The organism is Paenibacillus sp. FSL R5-0701 (assembly GCF_037973995.1).
In the GTDB taxonomy this organism is placed as follows: Bacteria; Bacillota; Bacilli; order Paenibacillales; family Paenibacillaceae; genus Paenibacillus.
Genome location: NZ_CP150230.1, coordinates 4,522,824 through 4,535,470, shown reverse-complemented (window position 1 = coordinate 4,535,470; position 12,647 = coordinate 4,522,824). Strand labels below are relative to the sequence as shown.

The 12,647-nt window shown below is 46.5% G+C and carries 13 protein-coding genes; all 13 read left to right on the top strand.

The features are described 5' to 3' along the window. Positions 1-91 precede the first annotated feature (91 nt). The 13 genes from amaP (at position 92) to spoIVB (ending at position 12,563) form a co-directional block, all read left to right on the top strand. Positions 92-631, top strand: a complete 540-nt coding sequence (amaP, locus tag MKZ13_RS19985) for an alkaline shock response membrane anchor protein AmaP (RefSeq protein WP_017687594.1) — start codon at positions 92-94, stop codon at positions 629-631. Positions 632-645: 14 nt separating this feature from the next. Then, a complete protein-coding gene (locus tag MKZ13_RS19980) occupies positions 646-879 on the top strand; it encodes a DUF2273 domain-containing protein (RefSeq protein ID WP_017687595.1) in 234 nt (77 codons plus the stop codon). Between the two features lie 222 nt (positions 880-1,101). Then, positions 1,102-1,554, top strand: a complete 453-nt coding sequence (nusB, locus tag MKZ13_RS19975) for a transcription antitermination factor NusB (RefSeq protein WP_017687596.1) — start codon at positions 1,102-1,104, stop codon at positions 1,552-1,554. A 61-nt stretch (positions 1,555-1,615) separates the two neighbouring features. After that, positions 1,616-2,473: a bifunctional methylenetetrahydrofolate dehydrogenase/methenyltetrahydrofolate cyclohydrolase FolD gene (folD, locus tag MKZ13_RS19970; protein WP_017687597.1), complete on the top strand. Its 858-nt coding sequence runs from the start codon at positions 1,616-1,618 to the stop codon at positions 2,471-2,473. Between the two features lie 10 nt (positions 2,474-2,483). Further along, complete coding sequence (xseA, locus tag MKZ13_RS19965; protein ID WP_339177634.1) at positions 2,484-3,848, top strand: exodeoxyribonuclease VII large subunit; 1,365 nt, start codon at positions 2,484-2,486, stop codon at positions 3,846-3,848. Then, the gene (gene xseB / locus MKZ13_RS19960; RefSeq protein WP_017687599.1) at positions 3,838-4,095 is read left to right on the top strand and encodes an exodeoxyribonuclease VII small subunit; all 258 of its coding nucleotides are present in this window, start codon (positions 3,838-3,840) and stop codon (positions 4,093-4,095) included. The genes xseA and xseB overlap by 11 nt, the downstream gene beginning before the upstream one ends. After that, on the top strand, positions 4,070-4,993 hold the full coding sequence (locus tag MKZ13_RS19955; protein WP_339177631.1) for a polyprenyl synthetase family protein: 924 nt from the start codon (positions 4,070-4,072) through the stop codon (positions 4,991-4,993). Before xseB ends, MKZ13_RS19955 begins: the two co-directional genes overlap by 26 nt. Before the next feature lie 283 nt (positions 4,994-5,276). After that, positions 5,277-7,184 (top strand): 1-deoxy-D-xylulose-5-phosphate synthase, encoded by a 1,908-nt coding sequence (gene dxs, locus MKZ13_RS19950; protein WP_339177629.1) that lies wholly within the window; start codon positions 5,277-5,279, stop codon positions 7,182-7,184. A gap of 22 nt (positions 7,185-7,206) precedes the next feature. Continuing rightward, positions 7,207-8,052: a TlyA family RNA methyltransferase gene (locus MKZ13_RS19945; RefSeq protein ID WP_237174550.1), complete on the top strand. Its 846-nt coding sequence runs from the start codon at positions 7,207-7,209 to the stop codon at positions 8,050-8,052. 84 nt (positions 8,053-8,136) lie between these two features. Continuing rightward, positions 8,137-8,622: a hypothetical protein gene (locus MKZ13_RS19940; RefSeq protein ID WP_339177624.1), complete on the top strand. Its 486-nt coding sequence runs from the start codon at positions 8,137-8,139 to the stop codon at positions 8,620-8,622. An 84-nt stretch (positions 8,623-8,706) separates the two neighbouring features. Beyond that, the gene (argR, locus tag MKZ13_RS19935; protein WP_017687604.1) at positions 8,707-9,156 is read left to right on the top strand and encodes a transcriptional regulator ArgR; all 450 of its coding nucleotides are present in this window, start codon (positions 8,707-8,709) and stop codon (positions 9,154-9,156) included. Between the two features lie 239 nt (positions 9,157-9,395). After that, a complete protein-coding gene (recN, locus tag MKZ13_RS19930) occupies positions 9,396-11,114 on the top strand; it encodes a DNA repair protein RecN (protein ID WP_076215806.1) in 1,719 nt (572 codons plus the stop codon). A 120-nt stretch (positions 11,115-11,234) separates the two neighbouring features. After that, positions 11,235-12,563 carry a SpoIVB peptidase gene (gene spoIVB / locus MKZ13_RS19925; protein ID WP_339177621.1) on the top strand — a complete coding sequence of 443 codons (1,329 nt, stop codon included), beginning with the start codon at positions 11,235-11,237 and terminating at the stop codon, positions 12,561-12,563. The last annotated feature ends 84 nt before the right edge of the window (positions 12,564-12,647 follow it).

The window sequence follows — 12,647 nt, the reverse complement described above, 5'->3', positions numbered from 1 at the left end:
TCTTCATTATAGCGAAAGCTAGATGAGGATCTGATTTTTTGCTAGTGAACTGGTTAAGTAATGTTAGTGAGCAAGGGAGGCTGTGCAGTTCGTGGCTAAAATACTGGATCGGCTTCTGTTGTTTATATACAGCATAAGCGTTGGAGCAATATCGGCAGCCGTCATTCTTCTGATTAGCGGTGTGCTGCCTTACGAATTGAATTACCAGCAGGAACAAAACGTTATTGTTGCGTCTGTTATTGCAGCAGCGATTTTGTTTATCCTGAGTTTGCGATTTTTCTACATCTCGGTTCGGCGTGAGCGTGCATCGTTGCCGTCTGTAGATCAACGTACTGAATTTGGTGATGTACAGATTTCGATGGAGACGATTGAGAATCTCTGTTTGAAGGCAACTTCCCGTTTCCGGGGAGTACGTGATGTCAAGGCACGCATACGCGTGGTTGAGTCAGGACTGGAGATTATGATCCGTGCGGTAGTGGATGGTGAGACACCTATTCCTGCGCTGACTTCTGATCTGCAAAAGGCGATACATGATCATGTACAAGAGATTACGGGCATCCCGGTTTCTTTTGTCACGGTGTATATCGCTAATGTAACCCAGTCGCCTAACTACAAGAGTCGAGTGGAATGAGGTGAGTTTCACTGATGCTGTGGAAAGAGATTTGGGATAGTCACAGAGGCCGAATTACCGGAATTATCGGCGGCATCTTTTTTGGATTTCTTTATGTATGGATCGGTTTTTGGGATATGTTGTTCTTTGCACTCTTGGTGTTCATCGGTTATACATTAGGCAGACGAAGCGATTCAAAGCTGGGTTCGTCCATTCCCTGGAGGGAGTGGGGACAATGGCTTGGCGATCGCTGGCGTCCGTTTAAGTGACCTACCTGAACCCTGCAATATGTTTCTTCCGAAAATAGAGCTGTAATTTAGGTTGCCCGTATTTTGGAGGAAACGTATTGCAGGTTTTTTTGTGAAAAGGGATAACAATAACAATACCATGGAAGCCATTGATTCAACCGATACTGGATTTGATGAGATGGATGCATGGATTATAAAATAAGCATGATGACGCTCCAGACGGAGCGCTGCAGGAGGCAGGACATGAAAAGACGTTTGGCAAGGGAAATTGCAGTACAAAGTCTGTATCAGATGGAAATGAATGAGGTGGGTGCAGCAGAAGCTGTAAACATGTTAATCAATGAAGCCGCTGAGGATAATGAAACTGAAGTAGTTATCCGCGATGCAGATGTAATGCGTACTTATGTTACTGAGATTGTACAAGGAGCCTGGAACAATAAGGAAGCAATTGACGGGCTGCTTGTTGATTATTTGAAAGGTTGGCAGATTAGCCGTCTGTCACGTGTAGATCGCCAGATTCTACGACTGTCTACGTATGAAATGGTGTTTCGTGATGACATTCCGGCAAAGGTATCTGTCAATGAAGCAATTGAGTTGTCCAAATATTTTGGTACAGAAGAATCCGGTAAGTTCGTCAATGGCGTACTTGGACGCATGATTCAGGAAGTTGACGCGATTAAAGCAAAATTATCTTAAGTTATGATTAACTATTTGAACAACCTCTAAATTTATATTCACATAAGGGAGAGAGAGTACAATGACAGCATCTATTATTAACGGTAAAGAAGTATCCCAAGAGATCCGCGCAAGCATGACAACAGAAGTAAAACAGCTTAGCGAACAGGGGGTAGTACCTGGTCTGGCTGTTGTGCTCGTCGGGGAAGATCCGGCATCCCAAGTATATGTGCGTAATAAAGAAAAAGCATGTCACGACCTCGGTTTCTACTCTGAAGTGCATCGCTTGGATGCAGACACGTCCCAAGAGGATCTGCTTGCGCTGGTGGACAAGCTGAACAATCAACAATCCATTAACGGAATTTTGGTTCAACTCCCATTACCGAAACATATCGAAGAGAAAGCGGTCATTGATGCAATTGCCGTGGATAAAGACGTAGACGGATTCCATCCAGTCAATGTTGGTAATCTTGTTATTGGTGACGATAGTCTGCTTCCATGTACCCCAGCGGGTGTAATTGAGCTGATCAAACGTACTGGACTGGAAATGTCCGGTAAACATGCAGTGGTCATCGGAAGAAGCAACATTGTCGGCAAACCGGTATCGCTGTTACTGCAACGTGAGAATGCGACGGTAACCATGTGTCATTCCCGTACAGCCAACATGAAAGAAATTACGCGTCAGGCGGACATTTTAGTTGTAGCCATCGGCCGTGCTAATTTTGTGGATGCTGATTTTGTGAAACCGGGTGCTGTGGTTATTGATGTCGGCATGAACCGTTTGGAGAATGGCAAACTGGCAGGAGACGTCGATTTCGAGAGCGTGAAAGAAGTTTCTGGTCCAATTACACCCGTTCCTGGTGGTGTTGGTCCGATGACAATCACAATGCTGATGCAAAATACATTGATCGCTGCCAAGCGCGCTCACGGATTGGCCTAGGGTTTTGTCTGTGGCAGATCAGAAGATATACTCCATCAAAGACCTGAACCGATACATCCGGATGAAACTGGAATCGGATCAGGTCCTGTCGGACGTCTGGCTGCGCGGGGAGATTTCGAATTTCACGCATCACTCCAGCGGCCATATGTATTTTACATTGAAGGACAAGGACAGCCGAATCAAGTCAATAATGTTTGCGTCCCATAACCAGCGATTACCTTTTGTACCGAAGGAGGGTGCAAGGGTTATTGCCCGTGGTAATGTCTCGGTATATGAACGGGATGGGCAGTATCAATTCTACGCTACCCATATGCAGCCGGACGGAATTGGAAGTCTGTATCTGGCTTACGAACAGCTGAAGAAAAAGCTCGAGGGTGAAGGGTTATTTTCACCTTCGCGAAAAAGACAGATCCCTCGTTATCCACAGACCATCGGGGTTGTAACTTCACCGACGGGAGCGGCGGTGCGAGACATCATGATCACACTTCAGCGTAGATACCCTTCTGCCAAAGTTGTTTTGTATCCTGTTCTGGTACAAGGCAAAGGTGCAGCACCTTCCATCGTCAAAGCGATTGCCAACTTGAACCGGATGGGAGAAGCTGACGTACTTATCGTTGGACGCGGAGGCGGTTCACTGGAGGAGTTGTGGGCCTTTAATGAGGAGATTGTGGCAAGAGCAATAGTTGCTTCGGATATTCCTGTCATTTCTGCGGTTGGGCACGAAACGGACTTCACTATTGCTGATTTTGCAGCCGATTTGCGTGCGGCTACACCTACAGCAGCTGCTGAATTAGCTGTACCTAATCGAGCTGAGTTGCTTGATCAGATTGGACAACGTCAGCGCCAGTTACAGCATAGCTTGCGTCAGCGTGCTGTACATAATCGCGAACGGCTCGCAAGATTACAGCGTTCGCCAGTGCTGGTTCATCCAAGACGTACCTTGATGCAGCATACGGAACGACTGGATATGATGCACCAACGGCTTTTGAGAACAGTGGATACGCGTATGAAATGGACAGGAGAGAAGCAGGAGCGTCTGAGGGCAGCACTGCAACGATTCAATCCTCGTGAGCAGGTCAATGCAGCACGCCGTGAGAATGCGGCAGCACGCAGACAACTTGAACTTGCGATCAGGTCTATAACCAGATCGAAGCAGCAACAGTGGAAATCATCTGTGCGGCATCTGGATGCGCTTAGCCCACTTAAAGTCATGTCACGGGGATATAGCCTTGTCTATGACGAGCAAGAACAGCGATTGATCAAGTCAACGAAGGATGTACAGCCTGGAGATTCAATTAAGATTAAATTAACAGACGGACAGCTGGACTGTCAGGTTTGGGTAATGAAGGAGGACGACAATACCCATGGCGAATGAACCGGAATTGAATTTTGAAGAGGCAATGGCGGCATTGGAAGACATCGTAGGTCAGCTGGAACATGGTGATGTTCCGTTGGAACAGGCCATCGATCTGTTTCAGCGCGGGATGAAACTTTCGCAACTTTGCGGTTTGAAGCTGGAACAAGTGGAACGCAAGATCGAAATGATCGTAGAAGAAGATGGAGAGCTTCGCAAGAAGCCTTTCGGAACTGCTGACGATGAGAGCGGTGAAGTCCATGAGTAATCGTCCTTCGTTTCAAGCATACCTCGAAGAGGTCACAGCTGAGGTGACGGAAGCGTTGAAACATACGCTTCCCGATCACTGGGATGTACCCCAATCGCTGACGGATGCGATGCAGTACTCACTCATGGCCGGAGGCAAACGCCTTCGTCCTCTTCTGGTCGTTGCTGCGGCGGAAGCCTTCGGTGCACAGCGTACAGCTGCAATGCCGGTAGCCTGCGCCGTGGAGATGGTTCATACGTATTCACTGATCCACGACGACCTGCCTGCTATGGATAATGATGATTACCGTAGAGGAAAATTAACCAATCACAAGGTATATGGTGAGGCAACAGCCATATTGGCAGGGGATGCGCTGTTAACCCATGCTTTTTATAGCATTGTTCAAGCTGGACGCCGTAGTGGTGTGGCGGCAGATGCGTTGCTGTCCATCGTAGAGGACATGTCCGAACTTGCTGGAGCAAGAGGGATGGTCGGCGGTCAAGTTGCGGATATGGAAGGCGAGCAGGGCATGACTGATCTTGCACAGCTCCAATATATTCATTTGCACAAAACGGGTGACCTGATTGTTTTCTCACTCATTGCTGGAGCACGAATCGGTGGAGCAACGGAAGGACAATTGGAAGCACTGCGTGTGTTTGGACGTGATCTGGGGCTGGCGTTCCAGATTCAGGATGATATTCTCGACCTGACGGGCGACGAGCAGAAGATGGGCAAGAAAACACAGAGCGATGTGAATCAGCAGAAGGTAACGTATCCTTATTTTATCGGCATGGAGGCTTCTGTAGAGGAAGTGAAATCCCTTACCCAATCTGCAAAAGATGCACTTGAAAGAGCCGAGTTACCTGATTCATCCAGATTGCTGGAAATTGCGGATTATCTGATGAGTCGTGACCATTAGATTCTGACGGAGCGGTCTGTTTCAAAACCTGTATAACCGTGTAATGAATGTAATGTCCTTTTTCCGAGTGGATGGAAAAAGTCTGTCCCGAATGGATGCGGGAATACATATGGAGAAGAATTTTAAATAACTTGCTGGCGAGAATGCTCGTTATCGGGAGTATAGTGCAGTAAATTATGATTCTTGTTCTTTTATGTTATAATGATTTAATGTCATTTGATTCATAATGTATATATCGATTTACAACAATAACTAAACAATCTAGGAAAGCGGGGAGATTCTCGTGCTGCTTCCACAAATTAAACAACCCAGTGATCTAAAGTCGATGTCTCAGGATGATCTTGCCCTTTTGTCGGCAGAGATCCGGCAGTTTCTGATTGAGAAGCTGTCTGTTACAGGTGGGCATCTCGCACCCAACTTAGGCGTGGTTGAGCTCACGGTAGCCCTGCATTACTGCTATAACAGTCCAGCAGACAAAATGATTTTTGATGTAGGGCATCAGGCTTATGTGCATAAAGTCCTGACAGGGCGTATGGATCGCTTTGATACATTGCGTCAACATAACGGCCTGTGCGGGTTTGTCAAACGCAACGAAAGTGAACATGATGTATGGGAAGCTGGACACAGCAGTACTTCATTGTCCGCTGCGATGGGGATGGCTCTTGCACGTGATCTGAAGGGTGAGAACAACCAAGTTATCGCGATGATTGGTGATGGAGCGCTTACAGGTGGTATGGCTTTTGAGGCCCTTAATCATATCGGTCATGAGCAGAGAAAACTGATGGTTATTCTGAATGATAATGAAATGTCCATTGCTCCAAATGTTGGGGCCATGCATAAATATTTGAGCAAGATTCGTTCGGATCGTCATTATCTGAAAGCGAAAGATGATGTCGAGGGGATGCTTAAAAAAATTCCTGCTATTGGGGACCGTTTGGCCAAATCGGCAAGCTGGATCAAAGATAGTGTCAAATATATGATGGTACCAGGTGTTCTTTTCGAAGAACTGGGCTTCACGTATTTGGGACCGATTGATGGGCACGATATTCCCAAATTGATTGAAACCTTCAAACAGGCAGATAACGTTGATGGTCCTGTGCTCGTTCACGTGCTTACGACCAAAGGCAAAGGTTATCAGCCAGCAGAAGCTGATTCGCACAAGTGGCACGGGATTTCTCCGTACAAAATTGAATCTGGGCAAGTGCTGAAGGCAGTCGGAAAACCGATGTACACGGAAGTGTTTGGTCAAACACTAATTGATCTTGCGAAGCAGGATAAGCGGGTCGTAGCTGTAACGCCAGCAATGCCTACAGGATCAGGTCTCATCCCTTTTAGTAAGGAATTCCCTGACCGCATGATTGACGTAGGGATCGCAGAACAGCATGCGGCAACCATGTGTGCTGCACTGGCTATGGAAGGCTTGAAGCCGGTCTTTGCCGTGTATTCTACGTTTATGCAACGTGCATATGATCAGATCGTACATGATATTTGCCGACATAACGCTAATGTGATGTTTGCCATTGACCGTGCCGGGTTTGTTGGTCCGGATGGGGAAACACATCAAGGGGTATATGATGTGGCATTTATGCGCCATATTCCAAATATCGTTCTGATGATGCCAAAAGACGAAAATGAATTGCGTCACATGATGAAAACGGCGCTTGATTATAATGAAGGTCCAATTGCTTACCGTTATCCGCGAAACAATGTGGTTGGTGTACCTCTGGATGATGTACTTGTTCCGATTCCGATCGGATTATGGGAGCAACTGCGTCCATCCGAAGGATATGCTGTCATCGCTTCAGGGTCGATGGTACAGCTTGCAGAAGAAGCAGCAGAGATGGTGAAGCGGGAAGGGATTACAGCAGGCGTAATCAACGCTCGCTTCCTCAAACCTCTGGATGAGCAAATGCTGCGTGACCTAGCTGTTCGAGGCACCAAATTGATTATACTTGAAGAAGCATCCCAAGCAGGTAGCATGGGAAGTGCGGTTCTGGAATTCTACGCAGAACAGGGACTGCATGACGTACATGTGCAACTGATGGGGATTCCGGATCGTTTCATCGAGCATGGCAGTATTAAGGAACAACGTGAGGAAGTGGGTCTTACCGTTGAAAATGTATGTGCTGAACTGCGCAAGATGGCTGTTCAATCATCTTACGGCATACCCAAAACACGTTTTCCTTCGTAAATTTACATGATAGGAGACAGACATGTCACTCCCGAAAGAACGAATTGATGTTCTGCTGGTTGAGCAGGGCTATTATGAAAGTCGTGAGAAGGCAAAAGCTGCAATCATGGCTGGACTGGTATATGCCAATAATGAGCCAATCGAAAAGGCGGGCATGAAAATTCCAAGGGAAGCCGAGCTGAAAGTTAAAGGCTCGGTACATCCCTACGTCGGCAGAGGCGGATTGAAGCTCGAAAAAGCGATCCGTCATTTCGGCCTTGATATGAATGGACTTGTCATGCTCGACATTGGTTCATCCACCGGTGGATTTACGGATTGTGCACTTCAGCATGGCGCGTCTCACGTCTACGCTATTGATGTGGGGTATAATCAGCTCGACTGGTCTTTGCGTAATGATGAACGGGTTACTGTAATGGAACGAACCAATTTCCGCTATGTGACTCCTGAAGATCTGGCAGGTCCCGTACCGAACTTTGCGAGCATTGATGTGTCGTTCATTTCACTGCGAATCATATTGCCGCCACTTCTGGCTCTTTTGAAACAACCTGCAGATATCGTTGCATTGATTAAACCGCAATTTGAGGCAGGGCGTGAAAAAGTAGGCAAGTCCGGTGTGGTACGTGATACGAAGGTACACAAGGATGTATTGCAGACGATGCTTCATTTTGCCAGTCAACTTGGTTTGCATCTGCAGAATTTAACTTTTTCACCGATAACCGGTGGAGAAGGTAATATCGAATTTCTCGCACATTGGCGTCTGGAAGCACCAGAGGCAACACAACCAGAGATCGATCCAGCTTCACTTGACGCACTTGCAGAGCAAGTTGCAAAGGAAGCAGCTCATACATTTAAGGGAAACTCATCATAAGATGGGTTTCTTTTCGCTGGAAAGGTGATTGATGTAAAGGGAAATCGTTACTGAACCTCGAATATGTCTTCGAGGTGAGCGATAATGGATGGTCAATATGACACAATCGTTATAGGTGTACTTGCTGTCTGTTTGATCTTGTGGTTGTTCTTTGGCTTACGTAATTGGGTGAATCGACCGATGCCAGTAAGCTTGTCTGGAATGCAACTGAACGTGAAGATTCAGGATTCCCCGGCATTGGACTTGCTTGAAGCACAGGGTTACGAAGTCATTGGTGGCAAAATGAAAGTCCCTCTGGCTTTTGAGGCCAATGAATCCATTTATTACAGCAGATTATTCATTGATTATGTTGCAGAACGTGAGGATCTCAGATACCTGGTGAAAACGTCTCGTCGCAGACAGCCAATTGAAATGACCGGCCCTGCGCTAAGGGATCGCTTCCTCAATTATCTGTTGTTATATCCTGGCTGTGAAGGATTGCTGTATGTTGACGTGGAGGATTCCGATATTAAGTTAATCAGGCTCATGGACTATCAGGAAGATGTGTATGATGGGGATGATCTGGACTAATATAAAAGAATGAACATTGCAGGGCAAAGTCTGCGGCGAATTACAAATGCTGCTTTATTGCAATACATTTAACTGGAGGCATGTATGAAAGGACAAAGGCACATCAAGATTCGTGAAATCATTAGTCAAAATGAAATTGAGACCCAGGATGATCTGGTTGAAGCACTACGCAAATCAGGTTTTCAGGTGACTCAGGCGACGGTATCCCGGGATATCAAGGAACTTCTGTTAATCAAGATTCCAATGGATGACGGAAGATACAAATACTCTTTGCCAACAGATCAACGATATAATCCGATTCAAAAGTTGAAGCGTGCACTCGTTGACAACTTCTTGCACATTGATCACACAAACAATCTAGTTGTGATGAAATGTCTGCCAGGAACAGCCAACTCCATTGCAGCTTTGCTTGATAATATTGAGTGGAATGAAGTCATGGGCACGATCTGTGGAGATGATACCATTCTGATTATCTGCCGGACTGAAGGTAACAGCGTGACCGTTATTGAACGCATCATGGGTTATATTGCTTAAAGTGCGTGTTCAAAAAGATCGGTTTTCAGTACCGAGAAGATGGGATGAAGCTAGAAATGGAGTAGCGGAGCGTAGGGAAAACTATGTGAGCAACGGACATTTCGGCTAAATTCCATATTCGATGCTGATGATGCCACCAGGCATCCTTTGTAATCAAAAGCGGACTTTTTGAACAACCTCTTGAATCAATGGTTCAAAAACATAATTTCTGAGTTAGTCATCCGGAGGTGTTTTTGCAGATGTTAGTTACGTTATCGATTCGAAATCTGGCTGTGGTGGAAGAAGTGGACGTTGTATTCCATCCGGGATTCCATGTACTTTCAGGGGAAACGGGTGCAGGAAAGTCGATTATTATAGATGCACTTGGCTTAATTGCTGGTGGACGAAGTTCAGCGGATCTGATCCGGTACGGCTGTGACAAGGCAGAGATGGAAGCCTTGTTCGAGATGGAGCAGAGTCATCCGGTATGGCAGACATTGGAGAAGCTGGGTATCCATTGTGAGCCTGAAGAGCATCTGGTCATTCGACGTGAACTGAACACACAGGGGAAGAGTACGTCCCGCATTAATGGACAGTTGGTCAATCTGACCATGCTGCGGGAAGTAGGCGAGAAGCTGATCAATATTCATGGACAACATGAACATCAGAGTTTGCTGCGTGCAGAGAGCCATCTGGGGCTTCTCGATACTTATGGCTCGGAAGTCATCGGACCTGTCAAAGCGACGTATCAAGAGCGTTACAGCAAGTTTATCACGGCGGAAAAGGAACTGCGTGCGCTTCAGGAGTCCAGTCAGCGGGCATATCAACTCTTGGACATGTATCGCTTTCAGCTTGAGGAGATCGCAGCGGCAAGCCTTACACGAGGCGAGGATGAATTACTCGGGGAAGAACGGGTCAAACTATCCCATAGTGAGAAAATGATGGACAGTGTTGCTGGTGCATATGATCTGCTCAGTGGTCAACGCGGACTTGAAGCTGTGAGCATTGCCCTTTCAAGAATTGAAGACATTTCTGGATATGATAACAAAGGACTGCAACCAATCGTAGAACAGCTTCAATCCGCATTTTATCAATTGGAAGATGCGACATTTCAGTTAAGGGATTACCGGGAGAAGATTGAATTTAATCCGGCAAGGTTGGAAGAAGTGGAGCAAAGGCTGAATCTGATTTCTGGCCTCAGACGGAAATACGGGGACAGTGTTGAAGTTATTCTGAGTTATTATGAGCAGATTAGCCATGAAACCGACCAACTGGAGAACAAGGACGAACGGCTGGAGAAATTGCGAGCTGAACGTGACAAAATGCTTAACCTTGTGATGGAGTCTGCTGAAGAGCTCAGCAAGGTTCGCAAACAATGCGCCGAGGAACTTGCTGCACAGGTGGAAAGCGAGCTCAAGGATCTGCAAATGGAGCGGACTACACTGCGTGTTCAGATAACTCCTTTCGAAGATCCAAAGGGCATTGAATGGAATGGACGTCGTATTCGTCTGAATCGTCAGGGTGCGGACAATGCGGAATTCCTGATCTCACCGAACCCGGGCGAGCCATTACGACCACTTGGCAAGATTGCTTCAGGTGGTGAGTTGTCGAGAATGATGCTGGCGATGAAGAGTATCTTTGCGCGACATGACCGGATACCTGTATTGATTTTTGATGAAGTTGATACAGGAGTTAGCGGTAGAGCAGCTCAATCTATTGCGGAAAAACTGTTCCGCTTGTCTTCGACTTGTCAGGTTTTCTCAATAACGCACTTACCACAAGTGGCTTGTATGGCAGATCATCAGTATCTCATTGAGAAACATGTCTACGATGGACGGACGATGACGCAGGTGGAATCGCTGTCAGACGAAGGCAGAGTGAAGGAATTGGCACGTATGCTGGGCGGCGTGGAAATTACAGAAAAAACATTGCATCACGCACAGGAAATGCTGAATTTGGCGGAAGCCAAAAAAGGGTGAAACGGACGGCTGGCGTAATGATTGACAGTAATAAAAGCCTGGGGGCGAGGTTATCTTAAAGGTACGCAATTGGCGACCACCTTTCGTCAAGCGAAAGAAGCAAAGGGAGTGTGACAGCCATTGAATTCCCCCCTCAGGAAGAAATTGCTAGGTCTTTTATTTGCCTTCTTTCTTTGTGTGATTAGCCAGGCCATTCAGCCTGTGCAAAGTTTTGCTTCACTGCCGGATGAATTACAGGTGTTTGCTGGCAGGCAAGCGGATGTCCGGCTCGCTGTACCTGCTGCTTCAAGCGCCGTTGTAGATCGTCCTGATATCGTTGGTTTGGATGATCGGGCAGCGATGCATGTTACCAGGCAACAACCTTTGCATCTTCACCCCCAACAGACGGGACATGCCAAATTAACGTTGAAATTGTGGGGTAAAATTCCGGTCAAAACAGTCCATGTGAATGTGATACCGGATTTGCGTGTTGTACCCGGTGGTCAAACGATTGGCGTTAAAGTTAAATCGGCAGGCATTCTGGTGGTAGGTCATCATCTGGTCCATTCTGGGCAGGATGAGCGTGTATCGCCAGGAGAAACGGCTGGCATTAAGCTCGGAGATCTGATTACGCATATGGATGGTAAACGCCTTGATGGCGTGGCAGGTGTCTCTGAAGCCGTTGAACTTGCAGGTAAAAGTAAAAAAGGTATTGATGTTGTGTTAAAACGTGGTAAGGAAACGGTGAAGACACGATTAACTCCGGCGTATGACTCCGAGGATCAAGCGTGGAGGCTTGGATTGTACATTCGTGATTCTGCAGCCGGTGTTGGCACACTTACCTTCTATGCTCCAGATCAGGGCGTATACGGCGCACTGGGCCATGTGATTACAGACATGAACACACAAACATCTATTGTTGTGGGTAGTGGTCAGATTGTTCAGTCCAATGTGACGTCCATTTCTAAAAGTGAGACCGGTGATCCCGGTGAAAAACGTGCTCATTTCCTCAAGGAAAGCAAAATTTTGGGCAATATTGAACGTAATACGGCTTTTGGTATCTTTGGTAAAATGTCCGGAAATCCTGAGCACAGTCTGTATTCGAAAGGCATTCCCGTAGCTTTTTCTCATGAAGTCAAGGAAGGACCGGCCGAAATACTTACCGTGGTTGACGGTCAACAAGTTGAACGCTTCTCCATTGACATTGTTCATGTGGCAGATCAAACCGAACCAGCAACAAAAGGTCTGGTGCTTCGAATCACGGACCCGAAACTGCTGGATAAGACCGGAGGTATCGTTCAAGGGATGAGTGGCAGCCCCATTGTACAAAATGGTAAGTTGATTGGTGCAGTTACTCATGTATTCGTGAATGATCCCAAATCGGGTTACGGTTGCTTCATTGAATGGATGTTACAAGATGCTGGCGTTATGATGAAGAAGGAAAACGATAAGAACCTCAAGGCTGGCTAAACAGCCCTGAGGTTCTTTTTTGTCGAAAGCAAACATAATATATCGGATAATGAAATAAATTATTTATTATATAGGATCAAGAAA

What these genes read in the sequence shown, in the direction of transcription:
- MKZ13_RS19980 (WP_017687595.1), top strand. Translation starts at nt 646, where the DNA reads ATGCTGTGGAAAGAGATTTGGGATAGTCACAGAGGCCGAATTACCGGA.
- nusB (WP_017687596.1), top strand. Translation starts at nt 1,102, where the DNA reads ATGAAAAGACGTTTGGCAAGGGAAATTGCAGTACAAAGTCTGTATCAG.
- folD (WP_017687597.1), top strand. Translation starts at nt 1,616, where the DNA reads ATGACAGCATCTATTATTAACGGTAAAGAAGTATCCCAAGAGATCCGC.
- xseB (WP_017687599.1), top strand. Translation starts at nt 3,838, where the DNA reads ATGGCGAATGAACCGGAATTGAATTTTGAAGAGGCAATGGCGGCATTG.
- MKZ13_RS19955 (WP_339177631.1), top strand. Translation starts at nt 4,070, where the DNA reads ATGAGAGCGGTGAAGTCCATGAGTAATCGTCCTTCGTTTCAAGCATAC.
- MKZ13_RS19945 (WP_237174550.1), top strand. Translation starts at nt 7,207, where the DNA reads ATGTCACTCCCGAAAGAACGAATTGATGTTCTGCTGGTTGAGCAGGGC.
- MKZ13_RS19940 (WP_339177624.1), top strand. Translation starts at nt 8,137, where the DNA reads ATGGATGGTCAATATGACACAATCGTTATAGGTGTACTTGCTGTCTGT.
- argR (WP_017687604.1), top strand. Translation starts at nt 8,707, where the DNA reads ATGAAAGGACAAAGGCACATCAAGATTCGTGAAATCATTAGTCAAAAT.
- recN (WP_076215806.1), top strand. Translation starts at nt 9,396, where the DNA reads ATGTTAGTTACGTTATCGATTCGAAATCTGGCTGTGGTGGAAGAAGTG.